The 22,573-nt window shown below is 61.3% G+C and carries 14 protein-coding genes and 4 pseudogenes; 12 read left to right on the top strand and 6 right to left on the bottom strand.

Going from position 1 to position 22,573, the window contains the following annotated elements:
• The first annotated feature begins 7 nt into the window (after positions 1-7).
• The 5 genes from AAHG09_RS27865 to AAHG09_RS27845 are packed head-to-tail and all read left to right on the top strand — an operon-like array spanning position 8 to position 9,785.
• Positions 8-1,480, top strand: a complete 1,473-nt coding sequence (locus tag AAHG09_RS27865) for a hypothetical protein (protein WP_342110915.1) — start codon at positions 8-10, stop codon at positions 1,478-1,480.
• A 7-nt stretch (positions 1,481-1,487) separates the two neighbouring features.
• Complete coding sequence (locus AAHG09_RS27860) at positions 1,488-4,616, top strand: virulence factor SrfB (protein ID WP_342110914.1); 3,129 nt, start codon at positions 1,488-1,490, stop codon at positions 4,614-4,616.
• 13 nt (positions 4,617-4,629) lie between these two features.
• Positions 4,630-7,224, top strand: coding sequence for a virulence factor SrfC family protein (locus AAHG09_RS27855; protein ID WP_342110930.1), 2,595 nt, complete (start codon positions 4,630-4,632; stop codon positions 7,222-7,224).
• Positions 7,225-7,230: 6 nt separating this feature from the next.
• Positions 7,231-8,274 (top strand): hypothetical protein, encoded by a 1,044-nt coding sequence (locus AAHG09_RS27850; RefSeq protein WP_342110912.1) that lies wholly within the window; start codon positions 7,231-7,233, stop codon positions 8,272-8,274.
• Positions 8,275-8,276: 2 nt separating this feature from the next.
• Positions 8,277-9,785, top strand: coding sequence for a hypothetical protein (locus tag AAHG09_RS27845; RefSeq protein WP_342110910.1), 1,509 nt, complete (start codon positions 8,277-8,279; stop codon positions 9,783-9,785).
• 109 nt (positions 9,786-9,894) lie between these two features.
• Here the strand turns inward: AAHG09_RS27845 and AAHG09_RS27840 are convergent, their stop codons facing one another.
• Positions 9,895-10,443: an integrase core domain-containing protein gene (locus AAHG09_RS27840; RefSeq protein ID WP_412760101.1), complete on the bottom strand. Its 549-nt coding sequence runs from the start codon at positions 10,441-10,443 to the stop codon at positions 9,895-9,897.
• Positions 10,444-10,482: 39 nt separating this feature from the next.
• Between AAHG09_RS27840 and AAHG09_RS27835 the strand changes: the two are divergent.
• A pseudogene (locus AAHG09_RS27835) lies at positions 10,483-10,778 on the top strand (IS66 family transposase); the annotation flags it as partial.
• A 188-nt stretch (positions 10,779-10,966) separates the two neighbouring features.
• Positions 10,967-11,131, top strand: a pseudogene (locus tag AAHG09_RS27830) (IS630 family transposase); the annotation flags it as partial.
• A 778-nt stretch (positions 11,132-11,909) separates the two neighbouring features.
• On the opposite strand, the gene AAHG09_RS27825 reads toward AAHG09_RS27830, so the two are convergent.
• Both AAHG09_RS27825 and AAHG09_RS27820 read right to left on the bottom strand, forming a co-directional pair.
• Positions 11,910-13,148, bottom strand: a complete 1,239-nt coding sequence (locus AAHG09_RS27825; RefSeq protein ID WP_342110908.1) for a tetratricopeptide repeat protein — start codon at positions 13,146-13,148, stop codon at positions 11,910-11,912.
• Positions 13,145-14,464 carry a hypothetical protein gene (locus AAHG09_RS27820; RefSeq protein ID WP_342110905.1) on the bottom strand — a complete coding sequence of 440 codons (1,320 nt, stop codon included), beginning with the start codon at positions 14,462-14,464 and terminating at the stop codon, positions 13,145-13,147. Before AAHG09_RS27820 ends, AAHG09_RS27825 begins: the two co-directional genes overlap by 4 nt.
• Before the next feature lie 298 nt (positions 14,465-14,762).
• On the opposite strand from AAHG09_RS27820, the gene AAHG09_RS27815 reads away from it, so the two are divergent.
• Complete coding sequence (locus AAHG09_RS27815) at positions 14,763-16,538, top strand: hypothetical protein (protein WP_342110904.1); 1,776 nt, start codon at positions 14,763-14,765, stop codon at positions 16,536-16,538.
• Positions 16,539-16,595: 57 nt separating this feature from the next.
• Positions 16,596-16,856 (top strand): annotated as a pseudogene (locus AAHG09_RS27810) (IS481 family transposase); the annotation flags it as partial.
• A gap of 38 nt (positions 16,857-16,894) precedes the next feature.
• Here AAHG09_RS27810 and AAHG09_RS27805 read toward each other — a convergent pair.
• A pseudogene (locus AAHG09_RS27805) lies at positions 16,895-17,987 on the bottom strand (IS3 family transposase).
• A gap of 409 nt (positions 17,988-18,396) precedes the next feature.
• Here AAHG09_RS27805 and AAHG09_RS27800 point away from each other — a divergent pair.
• From AAHG09_RS27800 to AAHG09_RS27790, 3 genes are all read left to right on the top strand, one after another.
• Positions 18,397-19,218: a hypothetical protein gene (locus AAHG09_RS27800; RefSeq protein WP_342110902.1), complete on the top strand. Its 822-nt coding sequence runs from the start codon at positions 18,397-18,399 to the stop codon at positions 19,216-19,218.
• A gap of 108 nt (positions 19,219-19,326) precedes the next feature.
• On the top strand, positions 19,327-19,593 hold the full coding sequence (locus AAHG09_RS27795; RefSeq protein WP_342110900.1) for a helix-turn-helix transcriptional regulator: 267 nt from the start codon (positions 19,327-19,329) through the stop codon (positions 19,591-19,593).
• Between the two features lie 117 nt (positions 19,594-19,710).
• On the top strand, positions 19,711-20,499 hold the full coding sequence (locus tag AAHG09_RS27790) for a hypothetical protein (RefSeq protein ID WP_342110898.1): 789 nt from the start codon (positions 19,711-19,713) through the stop codon (positions 20,497-20,499).
• An 84-nt stretch (positions 20,500-20,583) separates the two neighbouring features.
• Here AAHG09_RS27790 and AAHG09_RS27785 read toward each other — a convergent pair whose 3' ends face one another.
• Both AAHG09_RS27785 and AAHG09_RS27780 read right to left on the bottom strand, forming a co-directional pair.
• Positions 20,584-21,198, bottom strand: coding sequence for a hypothetical protein (locus AAHG09_RS27785; protein WP_342110896.1), 615 nt, complete (start codon positions 21,196-21,198; stop codon positions 20,584-20,586).
• A 350-nt stretch (positions 21,199-21,548) separates the two neighbouring features.
• Positions 21,549-22,061 carry a hypothetical protein gene (locus AAHG09_RS27780; RefSeq protein WP_342110894.1) on the bottom strand — a complete coding sequence of 171 codons (513 nt, stop codon included), beginning with the start codon at positions 22,059-22,061 and terminating at the stop codon, positions 21,549-21,551.
• Positions 22,062-22,573 lie beyond the last annotated feature (512 nt).

The raw sequence follows: 22,573 nt of genomic DNA, 5'->3' as shown, positions 1-22,573 counted from the left end.
TTGGGCCATGAGCGAAACCACCGCAATCGCGATCACGCGCCGGACCGGTCTCGAACTGGTCGATCCGAAGTTGCGCACCCAATACGACCAGATGATCGCGGAGATCGCCGCCCGGCTATCCCCCGATCATGCCTTTATCTTCTCGCGGCCGGAACAATCCCTCGGCGGGGACAGCGATCAGACCGCGTGGTTCGTCGACGGCGTCGGCGAAACTTCGCAGCTTCGGGATCTTCCGCTCGAGCGGCGGGATCCTATCGAGCGCCGTCTCGCCCAGATCGAAGACGACATCCGCAAGCTCGCAGAGGAGCTGAAATCGGCGGGGCCGTTCTCAGCCGATCTGGGCCGGTTGATTGAGAAAGCCCTGGAGCGCCCACTCGGCGAGCCTGTTTGGGTCGTGGACGGCCGGCCGGTGCTCGTGAATTGGGGCCTGCGGGTTGCGGGCGACCGCGCCCCGCTTCAGGTCGCCCCGGGGCTGGTGACCGTCGCGGGCAGCCGCACCGCGACAGCTGCGACAGCTGCGACGGCAACCGAGGCGGCCCCGGCTTCCGGTGAGAGGGCCGGGGCCCCCCAAGCACCTCCGCCGCCACGCGCCGTTGGGCGGTCCCGCAACGTCGCCGGCTCGCTGCTCTGGCTGCTCTTCGCGGCGCTGCTTCTAATCTGCGGCGACCTGTTGCTGCGCGCCTGCGCCTTGGCCGTGCCGGCCTGGGCTCCGTTCCTCCAGACGCTGCTGCCGAACGGGTGCCGAGTAGACGAGGCCGGTCCCCAGACCGAAATGCGCCTCGAATTCAACCGGATTCAGAACGAGATCGAGGCCGACCAGCGTTCGCTCGTCCTCAAGGCGGCGAATTGCCCGGCCTCGTGTCCAATTCCCCCCCGGCCCGACAGGCATACCGAAGTGGCGCCGCCCCCGCCCCCCCCGCCCCACGAGGAGGTCTGCTCGCCGGTGGAACTTCCATCGACCGCCGATCGCGGGGAGCTGGAGCTCGATTTGAAGTGGGCTGGTTCGTCCGATCTCGATCTCAGTATCGTCTGTCCTGACGGTGTGCAGGTCAGCTATGTCGAACCAAAGTTTGGGTGTGGGGCCAGGCACAACGTCGACATGAATGACGGCGAACACGATTCACTCTCGCCTGTCGAGCACATCATCTGGGCCAATGTCGCCCAGGCTCCGGCCGGGCGATATACGGCGGTCGTGACCCCCTTCGCTAAGAGAGCATCGACTGCCGCACGTATCCCCTTCGACGTATATCTCACTTATCGGGGCCGAGTGATCGAGCAACGGTCCGGGGTCGCCACGAAGTTCGGGAGTAGTGAGAGAATCAGGATGTTCACCTTCGACCTTCCGCTCGCAGAGCGTCCATCTGACACCGCGCCCGTCACGGAGGGGCGCACACCTTCAGGGCAGCCCTGTCGGATCGGCAGCGCCGGCGGAGCGTCGATAGAGAGGGCGCCGGCTCCCGTGCCCGGCCCGAAGCCCTGAGGAGTGCATGTTCGCCAAGCTGATTGATCCGTCGAGCGCCGCCGTGCGCCTCACGCCCTACAGCGGCGTGCAGTTCCTTACCTATGCCCTGCGCGCCGAGGAGGCCGGACGCATGTCCCGCCGCTTCATCGAGCGGCCGGTGGACAGCGCACCGCTGGTCAATGGCAAGATTCCCTACCAGCTCATCCCGGCCTGGGACGAGAACGACCCGCGCAACGGCATTGAGGTAAGCGCCCGGCCATCGGATAAGGAGTATACCGTCTCCGAGCGCGCCGCCCTTGAGATATTCATGGAGAAGTGGGTGCCGGTGCCCATGCTCCGGGTGAAGATCGATCCGGATGGCCGCGCGGAGTTCGACCTCGGTCCGACCAACTGGGCTCGCGCGCGGATTGTCGAGATCGTCGACCGGGCGCCGGACGATCCCGTTAGCCATTACGTGACCTTTGCCATCGACACGGAGCTGCGCGACCGGCGCACCAACCGTCCCTATACGTCGCCCAGCCCGGATGATGCCGAGGCCGAGCACGAGTTCCGCTTCGCGCACAAGTACCGCGATATTGCCTGGTATCTTGGCGCGGCCCTAGGCGGCGAGGACGGCGAGGCGCTCGCGCAATTCCAGAAATGGGTGCCTGCCTGGCTCCTGGAGATGTTCCGCGAGTTCAAGCAGGCGCAGCGGCCAGGCCGGCCCCTGCGGGAGAACGAGGACGACCCCGTCCTCGAGCACATTGCCCGCTACCTCGTCTTTCTCGAATACCTGTCGCAGACCATCGAGCCCCGGGTCGTGCGGATGCTCGATACAGTGTCGGACGCGCCCGTCATTCAGCCGATCGCCGTCGATCTGATCCTCGACGTGGGCAACAGCCGCACCTGCGGCATCTGCATCGAGTCCCGGCCGAACGACAACCGCGTCGATCTCAACAACTCCTTCGTTATGCACCTGCGCGACCTGAGCGAACCGGAGAGGGTCTACTCCGACCCGTTCGAAAGCCACGTCGAGCTCGCCCAGGCCCGGTTCGGCCGCGACCACCTTTCGGTCCATTCCGGCGTGAGCCGTGCGTTCTTTTGGCCGAGCCCCGTGCGGGTCGGCCCGGAGGCGGCGCGCTTCCGGCAATCGGCCCACGGCAACGAGGTCGTCACCGGCCTGTCCAGCCCGAAGCGCTATCTATGCGATACTGGTGCGCTGCAGCAGGAATGGCGCTTCGCGGAGCGCGACTACGACCCCTACGACACGGGACGGAAGTCCAGCCCGTTGATCGACAAGGCCATCCGGCAATTCGTCAATAGCCGCGGCGACGTCATTGAGCAGCTGGAATATGATCGGCGGAGATACAACCTCAAGGTCCGCAGCGACGACAGGGTCGGGGCGCAGCACCTGTCGTTCTCACGCTCCTCCTTTTTTACCTTCATGGTCGCCGAGATCATCTGGCAGGCCATCGTGATGATCAACGATGCGGCGGTGCGGGAAGACCGGGCGCCCCGCGATGCGCCGCGGCGGCTGCGGCGCATCATCCTCACCCTTCCCCCCGCCATGCCGGTGCAGGAGCAGCGGCTTCTGCGCTCGCGCGCCGAAGGTGCGGTAAAACTGATCTGGAAGTTGATGGGATGGTGGGAGAAGCCTCCACGCGGAGTTTTCCCGCCGGTTGTGCATGTCGCCTGGGACGAGGCGAGTTGTGTGCAATTAGTATACCTGTACGGTGAGATCACGCAGAAGCTCGGCGGCTCGATCCGCGGCTTCATGGATCTGATCGGCCGGCCGCGATGCTTCGCCGAGCCGGAAAAGTCGCCGGCGCCGGAAGCCGTCGAGGAACGCTCAGTTCGGATCGCCTCCATCGACATCGGCGGCGGGACCAGCGACTTGATGATCACGACCTACTATCAGGAGGCCAACACCCTTCTGAGACCGGTCCAGAACTTCCGCGAGGGTTTCCGGATCGCCGGCGACGACCTGTTGAAGCAGGTCATCGAACGACTCGTGCTGCCCGCCATTGAAGGCCATCTGCGCGATGCGGGGATGGAGGATCCCCGCCGCCTCTTCAACGAGCTGTTCGGGGGCGATCGAGCCAACATGTCTGAGCTGGAGAAGCACAAGCGCCGGCAGTTCGTGCGCCGGGTGTTGGAGCCGATCGGCCTCGCTATGCTGGGCGACGCCGCCGAACACTCGATGACCGAGGAGCAGGCGAGTACCCAGCGCAGCTTCGCAGACTTCTTTCCGACACCAATGGGCCGAAAGAAGGAGAGCGGCATGCCGGCGAAAGCGCTCTTGGACTTCATCGAGGCCCCAGCCCATGCCGCCGGAGCCGCAAACTTCAGACTTGCCGACTGTGTCTTCGTCAGCGACTCCAAGGTAATTCGCCAAGCCGTCAATGCGGTGCTTGGGGACGTCTTCGATAATCTCTGCGAGTTGATTCACGAGTTCGACCCAGACGTAGTGCTGCTGACCGGTCGCCCCTCGCGACTGCCGGCCGTCATCGACCTGCTGGCGAACCGTCTCGCGGTCACGCCCGACCGGGTGGTGCCAATGCATCTCTACCAGGCGGGCAACTGGTACCCGTTCCGCGACCGGGACACCCGCCGGATCGGCGACCCCAAGACCACGACGGTGGTGGGGGCGATGCTTTGCGCGCTGGCAGAGAACCAGCAGCTCACCAACTTCGCCCTTGAAACCGGGCGGATGGGACTGCGCTCCACCGCAAAGTACATCGGCAAGCTCGACGGCAACAACCGGATCGAGAGCGGGGACGTCTATTTCGACGACGTCGACCTCGACGCCAAGGGCGCAGCCGGCCAGGAGGCAAAATTCCGCTACTATGCGCGGATGCGAATAGGCTACCGCCAGTTGCCGCTGGAACGCTGGATCGCCACCCCACTCTACCGCCTGCGACTTCATGCCGGCATCGACAACGCGCAGTTCCGCACGCCCATCACCGTCACGATCCAACGCCGTGAAGGCGACCGGCCCGACGAGGATCAACCCGACGCGCTCATCCAGACGGAATCGATGAAAGAGGATTTTGAGATCGCCGACGCGATGGACCTGTCCGGCAAGGACGCGAAACCGAAGATGGATTTCTCCCTCGACACCATGGATCGCGAGCAAGGCTACTGGCTCGATACCGGCGTGCTCGGGCTCGGGTGATGGGCGCGGAGAGATGGTGAACGTGACGTCCGAATCCCTCATCGCGGCCTGTCAGTCCGTTACGTCGCTCAGCCGCGAGGCCGAGGCATGGCTCGAGGACGCTCGCAACGCCGAGCGGATCGGCCCTGAGCGCGCCATACTAGCGCGCTCGATGCGCAAACTGGGCATCAAGGCGCAACGCTTGGAAGCCGCCGCCGGCCGCTCCATGAGCGTGGCAGTCTTCGGCCCGAGCCAAGTCGGCAAGTCCTACCTTGTCAGCGTCATTGCGAGCCCGGAGGGCGGGGCGGCTCTTGAAGCTCGCTTCGACGGACTCGATCCGATCGACTTTCTCCAAAACATCAATCCGGCCGGCGAGAAGGAGTCGACCGGCCTCGTGACCCGCTTCACGACGCAGAGGGCCGCGAAGCCGACGCCCCCGGGCTTCCCGGTCTCGTTGCGGCTCCTCAGCGAACTCGACATCATCAAGATCCTTGGAAACACCTATTTCAACGAGGGCGATCAGACCAAGGAGGACGTCCCCTCCGCCGACGAGTTGCAGAAGACGGTCGAGTCCCTCTCCGCGGTTGCACGGTCCGACAGCGGGCTGACGGTCGACGACATCATCGACCTGCAGGACTATTTCCAAAAGCATTTCGTCGGCAACCGACTGATCGACATCGTCTCGAACTATTGGAAAGACGTCGAGCGCCTCGCGCCTAAGCTCGACCTCGAAGGACGCGCCAAACTGTTCGGTTGGCTTTGGGGCCGGCACGAGAAATTCACTTGGCTCTACAAGGCCCTGACCTCGGCGATCGAGCGCCTCGGTCGCGCCTCCGACGCCTACGCGCCGATCGGGGCGCTGCTGCCCCGCGAGACCAGCGTCATCGATGTTGCGACTTTGGGCAAGCTCGGGCTCCAGGATGTGGCATCGATCGAATTGCAGAATGCGGCGGGCGGCAAGATCTCGCTGCCCCGCGCCCTAGCGACTGCGCTGATTGCGGAGCTTCGCATCGAGATGGCGCAGCAGCCACGGGCGATGTTCGCCCATACCGATCTGCTCGACTTTCCCGGCGCCCGCAGCCGCCAGAAATTTCATCTGGCCTCCTACCTATCGGAGAACGAGTCGGGCCTTAAGGAAACGTTCCTGCGCGGGAAAGTTGCCTATCTCTTCGACCGCTACGTGGCTGAGCAGGAGCTGACCGCGATGATGCTGTGCGTGCGCCCCTCCGCCCAGGAGGTCGTCACGCTGCCGGACATGATTGATGAATGGATCGGCGATACCCATGGCCGCACCCCGCAGGCGCGTCTCGGCCGCCCGGTCGGGCTGTTCTTCGTGCTGACGTGGTTCGACACCCACTTCATCGACAAGGCCGGCGACACGGCCTCGCCCTCTGGACGGTTCAAGGCTCGTATGGAGGCGTCCCTGCTGGGCTTCTTCGGCAAGGCCCATAGCTGGCCGCACGAGTGGACCCCCGGGAAACCCTTCGCGAACGCCTACTGGTTCCGTAATCCCAATTACCCGGCTCCCTCGATCATCCGCTACGACGGCCGGCGCGAGGTCGAGGTTCTGCCGGATATGAAGCCGCGCATCGACGAGCTGCGCGAGGGATTCCTCTCGATCCCCGAGGCAGGGCAGCACTTCACCGAGCCGGCCCGAGCCTTCGACGAGGGGCTCAGGCTCAACGACGGCGGAGCGGGATACATTGTCGAGAACCTAGAACACGTCTGCCGTCCTGATCTGAAGGAGAAGCAGGTCCTGTCCGCCCTGTCGGAGGTCGGCCGCGACATGGTCGCCCTGATCGAGCGCTTCCACGTTCCCCTCGACGTGGGGACCCGGCTAACCGCACGCCGGGAGGTAGCCAGCAGGGTGTTTGATACTCTCGAGGTCGCGATCAACCGGGGAACCTTCGCGACCTTCCTGCGCCTCCTGATGGTAGATACGACCGAGATGTCGGAGCTGATCTACGCAGCCCTGCGCGCGGGCATTTCGGCGCCGGACGGCGCCGTGGCCCGGCCCGCGGCGTCCGGGGTCATCCGGCCCGGAGCCTCCCGCGCGCCCCGGCTCGAGGTGCCGGTGCGGCAGCGGGCGGAACACCAGCTCGCCCAGCACGCCATCGACGCCTTCGTCGCGCGTCTCCGGCGGCTCGCGGAGAACGAGATCGTCTCACGCACCACCCACGTGCCTCGGGAGGAAACCAAGGAGATCGTCGACGAGATCATCGGGCTCGTGCGCCGCACGAAACTGCAGGATCGGTTGGCTGAGCGCATCGCCGAGCATGTCAACGGCTCCCATCCGGAACCGGAGAACGCCGCACGCATCGCGCTGGTGGTCTGCGCCGAGATCAACCGCATCGTCGGCGACTTCGGCTTCGGCAAGGCTCCGGCGGACCGGCGGCCGGACATCGACGGGGAGTCCAAAGCATTCGAGCCCCGCCCGGTCACCTTCGACGCGAAGGGGCTCGGCACACAGGCGAAGCCATTCGCGAGTCAGTACGCGAGCGCTTGGTTCGCCGGCTTCTACAAGATTGTGGAGGACAACGCGACGAGCGCCGAGGGCATCCAGGTCGATCTTGGCCAGAACGACAGGCTCAAGGCAATCATCGATGGGCTACGGGTGGAGGCGAAGTAGCGGCGCATGGCTCTAAGGGTTTGGGAAGACAACGAGAGCATCGGCTTCGCGCGAATAGACCTCGGTCGGCGGGTGCCGACGCCCGTGCGGCTGTCGTTCCAACGCGTCGAGGACGAGCCGCGCCACCTCGGCAAGGAAGGCTGGCAGCCCGAGATCGCATGGCTCGAAGTCCACGAGGTCGAGACGAACGGCGAGACGAGCATCGCCCGCGTCGGCCCCATGGTCGTGAGCCGAATTGGCGAGTTCGAGCGGATCGAGATCGTGGCAGACGGCATCGGCGAACTCGGCACCGTCAGCTGGCCCGAGATGGCCCGGCCCGCGTTCGATCTCATGTACGGGCGCGAGTTGTGGAATGCACGTCCGGCCGCCGCCACCGTCACGACCGCTGGGCCGCCGTCCCCACCGCTGCCATCAGTGCCGCCACCGCCCAAGCCGAAACCACCGTCTGTCATTCCGCCGGCGCCCTCGTCCGAGCCGGGTATCACCCAGCCGCCCCCCAGGGTGCGGTCGCTCCTGCCGCTCTGGGTCGGCCTCGTTGTCGTCGCAGCGGCCGGCGCAGCCGCGTCCTTGCAAGTCAGCGGCACCATCGATCTCTGCGGAATGGCGGGCATCGCCGGTTGCCCGCATGGCCGCTCGACTGTCACCCCCGGTCCGGCCCCCGCGCCACCGCCGCAATTGACTGGGCCGGACGCTGAAAGTCAGCTCACCGCTCTCATCAACGGCTCGGCGACAGACGCACAGTTCGTCGAAATGGGCCGGAAGGCCCTTGCAGCCGGCTACTCGATCATCGCCCTCCGGGCCTTCGAGCAGGTCGTTGATCCGAAGCAGAACGAAGAGGCTGCCTTCCAGATCGGACGAATCTACGATCCACTCGTCACCGAGCCAGTCTACTCATCCGTTCCGAACCGCCGTCCGGAGCGGGCATCACCTTACTACGGCTACTGCAAGCGGACCTCGCCCCGCTGCGCGGAGGCCCTGAACCGACTGTGCGGCGCCTATCCCGATCTCAAGCGCACGAACGTGAAGTTTGCTGATGAGTGCAGGAACTGATCATGACCGGTGGATCGCGAAAAACGTCGGCGTCTGCGGGTGCGATCCTCCTGGCCGCCTTCGTCATGGCAACGTCGCCTCTGGCACGCGCCGCGGACGCGACGATCCGCGAGCCTGTCGCCCGTGCGACCGGACGGCCAAATCGGGTCGGCATCCTCATCATCGGCGACAATCCGGCGCAACTCGCCCGCGTGGCTCGGGCTAGCGAAGATGCGGGCGCGATCGGCAAGCGGCTGAACGAACTCGGCTTCACGACAGTCACCATCAGTTCGGCCAATCGGCCCGATCTGGACCGCCAGCTCCGCGAGGCCGCCGGAAAGATTGGAACGGGCGACGACGTCGCCGTCTTCGCCCTCGGCCGTTTCGTCTCCGGAAGAGACGAGGTGTGGATCGTGCCCGGCGATGCGCCGCCGGAAGTCGAGACGCAGCTCAGCTCGCTTCCCACCGAGGCGTTGCGCCTCAGCGACACCCTCCGGCGGCTTTCCCGGGCCGGGCCAAGAACCCTGTCGGTGATCGTGGACGAGTGCAGCCCCACCGCCAATGAGCCCTGCGCGATTAACACGGTCGCCCGAGCGGCGAGCGCCGCCGCCGATGTCGGTATCGTCGCCACCAGCCGCATCACCGCCCCTCCGGCCGACGGTCGCCCCCTGGCTTGGCGGCCCTCGGCCAGTGACGCGATCCTGAATGCCATGACGGTCGAGGGCGCGGATTTTCTGAGCTTCTACGAGCGGCTGCAGAAGCAGCTTGTCGGCAGCAACTTGAACGTGACGCCGACGCTCGCCCTGTCGAACACCTTCGCGTTCTGGCCGTCGAACCTCTTCGAACAGATGCAGATCCCCTGTAACGTCGTTGACGCGACGCTGACGATCGAGCAGATCCGCGAGACCGATACCGAGGCGCTCGTTCAAAGCTGCCGGACGGCGACGCAGACTTGGTCCTACGCCGAGATCTTCAAGACGAAGCTCGCGGTCGCCCTCGAGCAGGCGGCCGTGAAGGCAGTCTCGCGGGCCTGCAACGATCTCCCAAAGGCGCGCGCCTTCCTAACCGTTTATCCAGCGAGCCGCTGGCGGGGGCCGATCGAAAGCCAGGTCATTGAATGTGACGCTAGGGACGAGGCGAAGCACCGCGTCGAGCGTCAGCAAGCCGTGACCCAGGTGACCTCCGAGATCGAGCGGCTGGTCCAGTCAAACGCCTCGGCGGGCGAACTCCGTGCGGCCGGCCTCGCAGCCCTCGCGGTCGATGCTGGTCCGGCCGCCTTCCGCGCCTTCGACGAGATCGATTGGCGCTCGGACGAGGAGGCCTCGTGGCGCATGGGCCGGTTCTACGATCCGACCGTCGCAGACAAGGTCCTGCGGTCCGCAGTGCCAAGGCCCGATGTGGCCCGGGCCGGCTCCTACTACAGTGCGTGGCGCGACCGCTCGCCGCGCCAGCGCGAAGCGCTCGACAAGCTCTGCCGTGAGCACCAGGACGTGCAGGCCCGGGATCAGCGATTCAGGGAGTTCTGCCAGTAGGACGGGTTCGACGAAGGACTGTGACCCAAATTTCCGAGAGAATGTTATAGAGCACGATGGGAAAAAATTGGGACGTGGCTCTTCGAGACCATTGAGCTAATTGAATGAACTAGATGTTTAGTCCCGGCATGTGGTGGAGCGGGTCTGGCCTGAAGTGGTTGGACTCGCCCGTCAATGCTTTGCAGATGGCCTCATAAGGCGTGAGGCCGCGCAGGGTCTTGGGGCGTTGGGCGAAGTTATAAGCGCTGACGAAGTCGGTCAAGTGCGCCCGGAGTTGCCCGTGGCTGTCGTAATGGTAGCGCTTGACCGTCGCGTCCTTGATCGTGCGGTTCATCCGTTCGACCTGACCGTTCGTCCAGGGGTAGCGCGGTTTGGTCAGCCGATGATCAATATCGTTGCGGGCGCAGGCAAGTTCGAAGCTGTGTGCTCGGAAGGTCTCCTCGACTGCGATCGCCTCCTTGATGATGGATGCGGCCGAGGCGACGTTGCCGGGCTTCGTCAAGCAGGTGCCATTGTCGGTGAGCACCGTATGCACCTTGTAAGGCAGGGCCTCTATGAGGTGACGGAGGAAGTCGCCTGCGACCCGCCGCGTGCCTTTCTCGTGAAGTTCGACGAAGGCGAACTTGGTCGTGCGGTCGATGGCGACGTAATTACCCATGCCCTTGCGCGGAGCGGATTTCGCTGATTCTCTCGTGAGATAGGCCGCAGCGAACTGGAACGGCTGAGTTGCGAAAGCTGATCGAGCTGGTGCTGCGGCTGCAACGTCCGGAGACGACCTGGCGCACCTCATCCAAGCCGCCCGCGACGGATCGCAAGGAGCAGCGCGAGCACTCCAAGCCCGGCGGCGCCAAGCCTAGTCACGAGGTTCATAGCCGCGTCATGACCGATGATCCCGATACGATCGTCCAGCATCGTCCCGAGGCGTCTGCGCGCTGCGGCGCCAGCCTGCATGCCGCTCTACCGGCAGAGGTCGTCAGCGTCGCCGAGCAGATCTGTGGATCGGCACCGAACCATCACCCCTCTCAAAAATTAGCTCAAGTCATTCAAGTCTCGGCTAAAATTGCCGGAGAAGCGGGGTCACGATCGGCGCCGATCGTGACCCCGCTGAGAATTGAAATTTGCTCGTCGTGCGAGCTATTTGGCAACATCCATGACGGGGTCATGGTTCGACATCGATCCAGAAACGCGGCGTGTTCGAGACCACGGACGATCTGAAGACCGCCATTCACGCCTACATCGATCAGACCAACACCGAACCACAGCCGTTCGTCTGGACCAAGTCAGCCGATGCCATCCTCGCCAGCATCAAACGCTTCTGCCAAATAACTTCCAACTCAGATCACTAGAGACGGTCGCACAATTACTCGCCAACGGTAAATTGTACTTCAATCTTTACCTAGAACTCTGCCCGAAGGATGGCGTCTACAGTGGTTTCACTTTCTCGTGCCACCGGCATTTCTATCGGACTGGTTCCGGAACTATACCTGTTTGCCGCCGTCGATTATCGGTAGTAAATTCTGCAACTGACGATTGTTTTGTCAAATTTTCCAAATGTACTTTCGATATGGACACTGCCAATGCAGCTTTCACCAATAATATTTACAGTCCACGAATGCGTAAAATAAACTGTACCTCCTGTTTCGCTTCGGGAGTCAATTTTGATAGTATGACCATTATATGTGGCAAAAGAACTACTCTTCATAACTTTGTCTCCAATGGGTTCATTCCCACAGCGGACCGTATAGTGAATCCTCGAATTCAGTGTTGCCTTGATACCAGAACTGCTGCAATTAGAATTTTCCCCACGGCTCGACAGAAACAGTTTTCGTCCTTGAAAAATCCGAAGGGTTGTCGAAAGGCCATTAGACTCTGTGATTCCAATTTTTTTTGAACTTAATCTCACTCGCCGAGCTCTGATTCGAAGCAATCAGCGCTAGCATTGTAAGCCATAACTTGGCCTTCATGTTGAAATCCTTTGGGAAAACTAAGATGTTGTAGAAATCAGGCTGCTAATTCTAATAGTATAAACTGTTAGATTCTCAAGCTATCCTGCAGAATAAATCTATATCCTATGTAACATCACAGAAACGCGTTTCTTGTTGGTAATAACTGGCAGTAATACTGTCAATCCGTCCGATTGCGGAGTCTCGCGAGCCCTGATTTGGCCTCCTGGTTGCCCGGGTCCAATTCAAGCGCCCGCTTGTACTGCTCGACGGCCTCTATGGTCTCGTTTTTCCGTTCGTAATAGGCTGCCATTACGCTGTGAGCCTGGGGGAGGCGTGGCTGCACCTCGATCGCTTTCGCGAGAGCCTGCTCTGCCTTGGCGCCCTGACCCTCCTTCTCAAAAAGCTCGCCGCGTGCGAGATACCCCCAGGCCTGTTTAGGCTGGCGCTCAATGGCGCGGTCATATTCCTGCCGTGCCCGCTCGAGATCGCCTCGTGACTCGTAAACTTTTCCCCGTGCGACGATCGCCTCGGACAAGTAAGGGTCACTCCTCACCGCGCCGTTGAAATGCTTTAACGCAGTTTCGTCGTCACGGTTGGCAAGGTCGATCAAGCCCTTTCCAAGATTCGCATTTGCGCTCGCGGGACGCTCTCCGAGAGCTCGGTCGCACACAGCGCCTGCACTCGCCTCCGCGAGCATCGCGAGAGCACGACAGCGACCCTCCATAGCTTTTGCCCTAAAATCCAGAGTCCAATTGTGGGCTTCGGTTCCGAATGCATCTTTCTGAATGAGATACTCACTACGCACAAAATCGTCTAGCGCTTGCCGCGGCCGACCTCTAGCGATGTTGAACCTCCCAAGTTCCATATAACTCTCTGGATGGTCTTTGTTGACGGTGATTGCTTGTCGAAAATAAGATAGTGCCGCGTCTTCGTCGCCAGATCTCGCCTTGACTCTCCCGGCAAGTAGAAGGGGCCGCACAAGGCTGGAATTAAGACGCATTGCGGTCTTTGCGTCGGCTAGCGCAGGCTCCAACGCATCGTCGCCGAAATAGACTCGACCACGGTTATCGTAGAGCACCGCATCGCCCGGCCTTTTTTCGATAGCCTTCGACGATAGATCGAGGCGACCCTTGTTAAGTCCTAAAATTCCCAAGCAAATGGATAGCATATTATAAGCTTCGGAAAGCTGGTTAGGATCAGCCGATCCGCGGATGACCAGGGCATTACAGGCTGTTGCAATCTCCCGTGCCAGCCGATCGGGGTTCGTCGGCCACAGGTCCGGACCTTTGCAGGCGGTGTCGCTGGCTGCAGCCCTCGTCGATAGGCTCGCCCCGACCAGCAGCCCGGCGATGGCGGCGGGAGCGAGCCATGCTCGGACCCGGCGCGCGCCGCAGCCCTGCCATCGTATCGCGCTCACGGTTTGCCTCCAGGCTGTGTGGCTCGCGGCTCTTCGGCCGGCAGGGGGAACGTAACCGTCATGACGTCGATCAACTCGAGCGGCGAGAAGTGCCGCGCCGTCCCAGATTGACGTTTCACCGGTTGGCCGTTGCGACTGATCACGATCTCGAAGGGAACGGTGGCGGCCCGCTGCCCGTTCGTGTCGTAGGGGTTGACCTGGATGCGGTAGGAACCTGGTAGGGCATCCTCTTCCCGCTCCCATATCACGTGCTCGATCGGCGTCTGGGAGCGCTTCTCGGCATGGTTCATGTCGACGACGAATTCGCCGCCGCAATTATACTTGTTGAGTCGGTCCTGTGTGAGCTTCGTGCCGTCTGGACAAGCAACGATGAGATCGAGATCCGTTTGGCCCGACCAGATCAGGCTGATCTCGAGCTTCCCGCGTTTCGTCCGTTCGGGCAGAGGCAGAGGTGTGGGTGGCGGTGTGACGACCGGCGTCGAAGCGGGAGGCGGGGGCATCGCGCAGGCCTGGCAGTCGAGCGCCTTCGTAATCAGGGAGCGCTCGTCCTCCGCGATGGAGGCTTTAAGTGTGGCAAGCGCCTGAGCGAGGTCGTCGTTCGTCCTGGGTGCCGGACAGGTGTCGGGCCCGAAGCGCCTCAGACTATTGGGCATCCCGGCGCCGAACAGCGCGCAGGCGAGCAGCAACTGATGGGCGCTAACGCCGAGCAGCACGACGAACAGGCCCCAGAGGAGGGCGTTCCGCAAAGGGATAGGGCCTCGCATGAGTCGCACCGAGCTCGGGCGTGGCGTTGTCGTTCCGGCGGCGATCGATGGCGGGGCGGGGATACCCGCCCAGCGCGAGGCCTGTCCATCTAGGACGACGACAGCGGCCGCACGAGGGATCGCCTGTTGTCCGGCCTTGCGGAAACCCCAATTCACGAGCACCGGCCTATCGCCCGCCACCCAGACGTCATCTTCGGAGGGACGCATCAGCGCGTTCACGATGAGGCTCGCGAGCGCTTTCTGGCCAGGCCCGCCCTGACCGAGTTCGGCGATCAACGCCTCGAGGTCCGCCTCCAACGCATGGAGCATGGACTGCGCTCGGGCGCGGCTCTCCTCGGAGAGGGCGGACAGGGGCGTGCCATCCTCGTCGCCCTCGGTGAACCATGCGAGGTGCTCCGCTTCGAGCGCAGGCTCCGGGCGTGCGAAAAGGAAGGCGTGATCGGGCGACAGCCGTTGTCGGATCTGGGCCGTCATCGCCTCGTACTGCGTCGTCAAGCGATGGTCGACTAACTCGAGCCCGGCAACGCTGGTAACCGTCAGTGCTCCGGCCATGCCGTCTGCCTATCATGAGCGTCGACTGGGGCGTCCGCAGCGAAGACCTCGAGCGCCCGCGATGGCCGCTTAGCACAGTCTCGTTCTCCGCCACCGCCAGCCAGATCTCGCATTCCTATACTCACCTTCACGAGGGCCGGGCGGCCGCGGACAGCTCGATCAATGTTCAGGTCAAAGGGCATCTGTGAAGATTGTAATCGCTAACTCGACGCTTCTCCACAGCCTCTCTTAGCAATCTCCCATGTGACCAGTGGTCCCCTACGTAGTTTCGCCGCGACCTGCCCGCGGGTTCATGTTCATGACCTCGAAGGCGCTGCTTGTCGTTTCGATTGGGCCGGTTCATTTTTTAGCAGCGACTATGAGATATCGCCGCAATGCGCGGCAGGCGCATTGCGCTGGAGTGGACGAAGCGGTGGTGGCGGGCGCATTGGACATTGATGGCGGGGTCTTCGGGCGTACGGCCAACCTGCAGGGCCGCCGGACGCCGAGGCACGGGGCGCGGCTCACGCTTTGGGCGGTCTCCTTGATGCTGGCGGCCTCTATCTTCGCGCCCGCGGTAAGGGCCCTGGCTCCGGATAGGGCGGTGTATGAGCCGATCGCGCGCAGCACCGTCTACGGGCGCCGCTTTGCCATCGTCGTCGCGCCCGGACCCGCCAAAACAAGTTCGAGCGAGGCCGCGGACCGCTATAAGTCGAAGCTCCGGCAACTCGGCTTCACTGTCACCACGATCGGCCCGTCGCGGCGCTTCGACGCCGACGCCGCGATCCGCGACCTCGCCAAATTGCCTTCGGGCTCCGAGGTCGCCCTATTCGCCGTGGGCCAAACCTACGCTCGCGACGAGAGCGACATCTATTTCCTGCCCGAGGATGCATCCCCGAACGCCGTCGCGGATCCCGCGTCGTTGCCGACCGAGGCTTTATCCCTGGGACTCGTCCTCCGGACGATCAAGAAAAGCCGGCCGTCGCAATTCGTCGGCATCGTCACCAACTGCCGACGCCTCGACGATCCCCGGGATCCGTGCTCCATGGCGCGGATCCCGGGCGCGGAGGGCGTAAGTCTCATCTCCGTTCGCGGGCCCGAGATGGTGGCTGACCACGAGACCAGCTTCGCCCGGACCCTATCAGGCCTGATGGGCGAACAAGGCCTCGTCTTCTCGACCCTGTTCGACCGGCTTGGGGCGTCCGTCGAACGCGGCGGATTCTCGCTGCGGCGATCGCCCGATATCTCCTCCTCGTTCGCCTTTGCCCCCACCCGCTACTTCTCGACGCTCGACACGCCGTGCAACAACCCCGGCGAAGGAGTGCTGTCCGTCTCGGACGCCCGGGCGCGCCTCTCCGCCTGCCAGACCGATGAGCAGAAGTTCGAGGGTGTGCAGCACTTCGCGTTGGCCGAGCTCCGCGCCCGGGAACAGGTCGCCTTCGCCGAGACCGATGTGCCGTGCGGACCGGCGTTCCAGGCGGCAGCCGATCGCTACCGGAGTACCTACCCCTGGCGGACCTTCGGGGTCCAGTTCGAGCAGCGTGTGGCGGCCTGCGATCGGCAAACCCCTCTTCCAGCCGTGAGCCGCACCCGCTTCGTCAGCCAGACGGGTTGGAGCTACGACTACGATAGCACGCTTCTGTACGTGTCACCGGACGGGAACGACGTCGACGAGGCGTCGAAGACGCAGGTCAGCACGACCTTCCACTCGCGAGACCTGGGCACGGCCGTCGTTATCTACATCCAGGTCCTCGCGAATTCGCAGTGCTTGACTCCAGAGGCCTATCTCCGGTTCGGCAAGGTCGGGAAGCGGACCGTCAGCGTGACCTATTCCGAAGCCTCGACCACGCCACCACCGGGCTACTATGGCTGGGTTCTCAAGGGGCGCGGCATGAAGCTGCCCAACCAGCCGGTGCGGGATGTCATGAGCATCGACATCGTCACCACACGCGTCGCCAGCCGGGACCAGTTCCTCCACGTCGGGGGGCGATTCCCACCCGCGCAGGCGAGTATCTACGAAGCCGAGGTCTTGAAGATCTGGCGCTCCATGACGCCGCCATACAATGACCGCTATCGCGTGCCGTGCTCGAACTAAATGTTTGATCCCAGGGTTTGATAGTGCCCTCTTTACTGTAGAGTGTGGGGACGCGCTATGGGCCAAGTTCTTCACGGCAGTGCCACGACGACTGAGACGATCCGGCGAGTGATCCAGCATAGTCAAGCGAGCCGAAGGACGCTCTCGAAGCGCTACGGGATCAAACCGAAGACAGTTGCCAAGTGGAAGAAGCGGACCTCGGTCGCCGACCAGCGCACGGGTCCGAAGGATCCCCGCTCGACGGTGCTGTCACAGGAGGACGAGGCGGTCGTCGTCGCCTTTCGCCGTCATACGCTCCTGCGATTGGACGACTGCCTCTGACCTGACCGGTATTTTGGACCGAGCCGATTGAGAGGCTACTGCATGGTCGCGGCCATGGGTAGACGGAAGGCCAGATCCGGGTAGCGGACGGGCGCGGGCGGCCGATAGCCCAGCGACGAATGCGGTCGGACGCAATTGTACGTGGTTTGCCATAGACGGATCACGATCTGCGCCTCCTTCAGCGAGTAGAAGATCTCCTGGCGCAGGCACTCGTCCCGAAGCTTGCCGTTGAAGCTTTCGCAGTACCCGTTCTCCCACGGGGATCCTGGTGCGATATACTGGATCTGTGAGCCAGCTTTGGCGACCCCTTTGCGCAGCGCCTTCGCGATCATCTCTGGGCCATTGTCGCAGCGGATGTTCTCCGGGATGCCGTGCAGGCACATCGCATCGGCCAAAGCCTCGATCACGCCGAGGTTGTTGATGCGCTGCGCCACCTTCAGCGCCAAGTAGGTCCGGCTGTGCTCGTCGATCAGCGTCAGGATGCGCAGGCTCCGGCCGTCGTGGGTCTGGGCCTGCACGAAGTCGAAGCTCCGGACGTGGTTGCGATGGAGCGGGCGCAGGCGCACGCACGAGCCGTCGTTCAGCCACAGGCGGCTGCGGGGCTTATGTCGGCTGGGGACTTTTAGCCCCTCGCGACGCCAGATGCGCTGGACCCGGTCCTTGCCCACCTGCCACCCCGCTGCCTGCAGCAGCGCGGTGACGTGGCGATAGCCGTAACGTCCCTACTCGGACGCCAAGGTTATGATGGCGCGGGTCAGCGCATCCTCATCGGCCGGCAGGCGTGACGTTCCAAGAGACCATACTTTTCTCGGATGCCGTCGACCGCCCGCCTGCGTCGTTCGGGGGCTACAAGTTTCCCGAGGCGACATCCGCCAGCACTTGCTTCTCCAAGGACAGATCAGCCACGAGCCGCGGCAATCACGCGTTCTCACGCTCAAGATCCTTCATCCGGCGCGCTTGGTCGATCTGCAGGCCGCCGTATTCCTTGCGCCAGCGTGAGTCGCTTTGCTCGGAGATTTCGGCTTCCTTGCAGGCGAGGGCCAAATTCTTGCCCTGGGCTGTCTGCACCTCAATCTGGCGCAGCTTCAGCACGACCTGCTCCGCACCCGTCTTCTGACCTCGCCGCATGTCCAACTCCTGTGGTCCTGACTGATCCTCTCAATCAGCCCGGTCCAAAGCCAGCCGGTCAGGTCAGACAGATCGCCGCTTGCGTCATCGCGCGCAGGCTGCCTAACCTCTCAACCCAGATGGACCAGAGCCTCCGTTCCTGTGCGTCCCTGATCGTCTCAAATCACCTAACGACGGACAGCGACACGATCTCGGTCCAGAGTTCATCGGGCAGAAGCGGACGAGCCATCACGACCAACGCCTGCCCACGCGATCCGTGCCCGTTCTGTTAGGCGCTCTTAATCTGAGGGATTCTCATCACATGGATGCCGATCACTCTGCCCGCCGTCATCGCCTTCTGGTGCTGACCGAGACCGAACCCTAAAACTTTCAGTGTGCAAATGTGTTTTCTGCAAGGTGGCCTCCAGCCATGAAAATCGAACGCGCGATCCGCATTCTCCTCGGTGCCGAAATTACCGGGATTGCATATGAACGGGAGTTGGCAGCAGGCGCGTTTGCTTCCTGGATCAACTCATCTGACGAGGATTTTGAAGCTCAGTCAGGATTCTTTGTTGTGCTGAATAGAATTTGGGCGCTTTTCCGATCAGAAGGTAAGGAAATCGAACCCCTGATACTGAAGGAGTTTTACGATCCGGTAGAAATATCACATATTATAGATAATCACTGGATTGCAATACCATATAAATGGCAAAAGCATGAGTTTGAGAACTATAATGAAATAGATTACATCGCAGATATTGTGAGGTTCATGCTGACTTATAATCCTCCAACTAAAGATAGAAGACTCCAAGCAAGCCTAGGGCGAGCATACGAGTTCATTAATAAGCATGGGGGCTTCGATCGACCAAAAGGGTTCATTAGATATTATAAACCAAGCCCTGCCACCCATCAACAACAATGGAAAATGCTCAAAAGATCAGCATCATTTCAATTCGTCCGATCGTGGGGCAGTTCAATCGACTGGTATATCGACCCACAAGCTGACGGTTTTCTCCAACGCATTGCCGATATTGCCAATGACAGAGGCGAGCTAATTGATTTTTTTGGAAAAGTAAAATGGACGCAACAGAAATTAATAGAGCGGATCGATCCACGATCGATGACCGAGAATGATTTTATCGAATTGCCTACCAATCTCAAACCGGTAGCAGTGAAAATCCCCAAATTTCCCAAGCGTGGATATGAGGCTCTCGAGGACTACAAACGCAACCGGGCAGAAAGAATCCGCTGAATGCAAAAAGCGCTTTGTTGACAGGGAGTTGAAAGTCCTCTGCCAGCATTCTCAGTGACATATAATGCTGCCGGAACAGTGTAAAGCGCGAAGGCACGTGAGAAATAGATGGTCCCGAAACGAGAGGGACTTACTTGCGTGCAAAGCAAAGTCGATGATGCAATAACGGCAGAAGATGCTTGGCCTAGATACGGCTTCGTTCGGTTGAGCCAGATACTGGCGCCGAGCGGACCAATCCCGATGAGTAAGAGCAGCTGGTGGCAGGGCGTCGCCGATGGGCGATTCCCACAACCCATCAAGCTCGGCCCACGAACGACAGTCTGGCGCGCGGAAGAGATCCGGGCGTTCATCGAAGCTCAGTCCTCGCGAGGCTGAAGCGTTCAACGCGGCGACTGCAGCGCCGCTCTTACCCCTCCCCACCGAATAACCCCCGCCAGCTTCGCGTAACGCGGAACTGCGTGCTCGTGGCTGGCTAAATCATGAGCGACAGCGATGAAAAAGACTAAACTGAAGAAGACGAAGACGCCGGAGCTAGAATTCCACGCCTGGGAAAGTGCAGCCAAAATCGCGCGACGATTGCAGGTTTTTTACAACACGGAGATGACACGGCATAACGAAACACTCTACGGAATGTTGGCTGGCGCCTTGGTTGTCAGGGAAAAATACGAGGACGACGAGGAATGGCAAACCCTGTGCGACGAACCGTACTGGGAAGAACGCGAACCTCGATACCGGCCGAACGCAGATACGAACAGTCCGATGCGATCACACTTTACGGGCCTATTTCTATTCGCCGGTAAAAAATTCGTTCGCATCAACCGGGCGCAAAAGTACGGCAGAATTCTCGATCACTACTTCAATCTAGGCATCGATCCTGTAAAGCTCAAAGCCAAGATTTCTGCTGATGGGGGCATCGAGGCAGTTCTGAAAAAAGTCGCTGAGGGTGACCCACGCTACAAAAAGCTCGATGTCGAGGAGCTGCCAGAACCACAAGCGAAGGATATTTACGGCGACGATTTAGTAGCCGATGATGGAAACGACGATGAAGAAAATGATGAAGATGAACAGAAAAACTCCAGCAGCGTCAAGGAACAAAACAGCCAAAAGTCAAAGAAAAACCCGTACCGCCTTGGCGTCGACTTGACGAAGGAAGAATTTGAAAGGGCCATGAAGCGGCCAATTGGCAAGAAAATCCGAATCGTCGCGGTGCGCGAAGCAGGGCAGGGGGCGTACAAACCCTACCGGGCTACAAAATTCGGTCTTTACCCCAAGAAAAAGTAGCGGCCCTACGAGCGGGGAGGGCGTGGCGGCCATGAACCGCCACGCCCTTTTCGTTCAGTGTACAGCTTCGATCAGAGCCAATTCTCAGACCCACAGGCTCGGGCGCACGGCCGCGCGGCTGCTTGATTGAACCTCGCCAGAGGTCCGCGGCAGCACGATCAGGCCGTCGACGCCGATCGAGGCGCGCTTGACCACGGTTTTGAAGCCGTACCCGACCACGTAACGCTCCTCGGTCTCGATCGGGCTAATATGCATCCGCAGGAGCTCGTGATGTCCGTGGATGTAGATGTGCATGAGATCGGCGAAGTGGTCTTCTATGCTGCCCGCAAACCGTCGGTCGCGGTGGTACAAGGCGGCGACATGCAAGTGGAGGCCGTCGTTGATCCGGACCTCGTCGAGCAACACTTTCTCGTGCTTGGCGACGGGGTAGTCGGGCGAGGCGATCCAAATCGGCAGCTTGCCGCGGTTGGTGGGCGCGTTTGGCCGGCGAAAGAGGCGGCTCAGGTGGGTGGCGTACACCCGGTACAGCTCCTGTTCCATGACCCGCAACTTGGCTGCCTCGGATCCAGAAATTTGTTTGAACATCAGGGTGATGAGGTAGCCTTCCCCTCCTGCATCCATCTTCTCCTTGAAGTATGTGCCCCAGGCTTCGATGTAGGCTTTGCGAGTAGTGAAGCTGTCCGTATCAGGCATCGTCATTTCAGCTGTTCCTTGTCCCATCAAGCAATAGGCCGCCATATACACAGCAGGTCTGCAGTGCATTGGCTCTTCTGATAAAGTAGGGGCGGCGCAGCGGGCGCTTCCACGCGTTGCTTTGCCCTACGTTTTCAATTGGCTTTTACGAGTTTTGCGAAGGCTACTTCTTGGCCTCACGATCGCGTCGCCAGGGATCATGAGAGAGTCGCAACGGCGGGTTCCTGCGTTCTCGCTCGGCCTTCCCGGCTTATGGACGCCCCGATACTCGTGACGTAGGCGCTGCAATTGCAGGAGCTTCACGACGCCGCGACAGTTGGCGGGAACGAGCTACTCGTTCCCGCCAGCCATGAGGCTTATCGATTCGGCGCGATAGCCCAACTCCAATTCGCGGCAGCCTCGTAGCGAACACATCCTACGAGCTCGACCGAACCGGGACCGCGCGGGTACATGGCGTCCCGTCCTAATTTCCAGGGTTTTGTTGTCGCGCCTGTTCCCAATTTGGCAATTTCGGCGAGACACACCCGTGCGAGATCAGCCGAACTTGCGTTAGAAGGGGCCGCTATCAACGCATTGAGGGCGGAAACCATCGCGGCCATCGCGAAGTCGCATGGCCCCTCAAGCCTGTGAAGATCGCGAGCGCTCGTTTCCTCGATCCACTCAACAAACTCATCCAAATTATCAATTTTGAGCTTGAGCTCAGGATTGCTCGTAGCGAGCCCCTCGAACTCGATCACATTGCGAGGCTGTATAAAATTCAACGTGTCTTCACAGCTGATGCGAATTTCAGAAACTGCAGTGCCACAGCCGCTGCAGCAAGTCGGACGAATGATCGTCGCGTTGATCGAATTCGTAAATAGTCCCAACATGGATTTTCTCCTCAGGCCGATACCAATCGGATCGCCCAAAGGACTTTTACGAATCTCTTAGATGTACGGATTTCTTAAATTTTTTTTATTCGGTCGAAAATTTCAACTATTCAGGGCCGGCGCAGTTTCGCCAACGAGCAGCTTTCTTGCAGCAAAGCAAATTGCACTCTTCGGGAAGAGATCGGAATGATCCGGGGATGTATAAGTCGGTGAAGGACAGCTAATACTGTTAGGATGTCTGTCGGATTCGGCTGCCCTGATACAGGGAGTGGCTAGGAATCAACTGTCCGCCGCCGTCCTTCCAAAAAGCGTGCGTTGGGAAGGAGGCTTTCAACAAGCCGCGTCGGCCGACGCGTGTGCTTGAAGCAACACCGGCTGAACCTTCGAGATCGCACATCATCGAATTCAGCGTGGGGGCGTTGCGGCTTCTCCCTCAACGCGATTGCGCGCGAACTCTTTTTGGAACAAAATACGAACATACTGCCGCGTACAGCCGGCGCCTTCGCGGGCAC

Source organism: Methylobacterium guangdongense (genome assembly GCF_038442355.1).
GTDB lineage: Bacteria > Pseudomonadota > Alphaproteobacteria > Rhizobiales > Beijerinckiaceae > Methylobacterium > Methylobacterium guangdongense.
The sequence above is the reverse complement of the archived record's forward strand: the minus strand, read 5'-3'. Positions and strand labels throughout refer to the sequence as shown.

Excerpts from the sequence above, each read along its gene's own strand:
- AAHG09_RS27850 (WP_342110912.1), top strand. The coding sequence starts at position 7,231 with ATGGCTCTAAGGGTTTGGGAAGACAACGAGAGCATCGGCTTCGCGCGA.
- AAHG09_RS27845 (WP_342110910.1), top strand. The coding sequence starts at position 8,277 with ATGACCGGTGGATCGCGAAAAACGTCGGCGTCTGCGGGTGCGATCCTC.
- AAHG09_RS27785 (WP_342110896.1), bottom strand. The coding sequence starts at position 21,198 with ATGACGATGCCTGATACGGACAGCTTCACTACTCGCAAAGCCTACATC.
- AAHG09_RS27800 (WP_342110902.1), top strand. The coding sequence starts at position 18,397 with ATGAAAATCGAACGCGCGATCCGCATTCTCCTCGGTGCCGAAATTACC.
- AAHG09_RS27780 (WP_342110894.1), bottom strand. The coding sequence starts at position 22,061 with ATGTTGGGACTATTTACGAATTCGATCAACGCGACGATCATTCGTCCG.
- AAHG09_RS27815 (WP_342110904.1), top strand. The coding sequence starts at position 14,763 with ATGACCTCGAAGGCGCTGCTTGTCGTTTCGATTGGGCCGGTTCATTTT.
- AAHG09_RS27820 (WP_342110905.1), bottom strand. The coding sequence starts at position 14,464 with ATGGCCGGAGCACTGACGGTTACCAGCGTTGCCGGGCTCGAGTTAGTC.
- AAHG09_RS27865 (WP_342110915.1), top strand. The coding sequence starts at position 8 with ATGAGCGAAACCACCGCAATCGCGATCACGCGCCGGACCGGTCTCGAA.
- AAHG09_RS27855 (WP_342110930.1), top strand. The coding sequence starts at position 4,630 with ATGGTGAACGTGACGTCCGAATCCCTCATCGCGGCCTGTCAGTCCGTT.
- AAHG09_RS27790 (WP_342110898.1), top strand. The coding sequence starts at position 19,711 with ATGAAAAAGACTAAACTGAAGAAGACGAAGACGCCGGAGCTAGAATTC.
- AAHG09_RS27840 (WP_412760101.1), bottom strand. The coding sequence starts at position 10,443 with ATGGGTAATTACGTCGCCATCGACCGCACGACCAAGTTCGCCTTCGTC.
- AAHG09_RS27795 (WP_342110900.1), top strand. The coding sequence starts at position 19,327 with ATGGTCCCGAAACGAGAGGGACTTACTTGCGTGCAAAGCAAAGTCGAT.
- AAHG09_RS27860 (WP_342110914.1), top strand. The coding sequence starts at position 1,488 with ATGTTCGCCAAGCTGATTGATCCGTCGAGCGCCGCCGTGCGCCTCACG.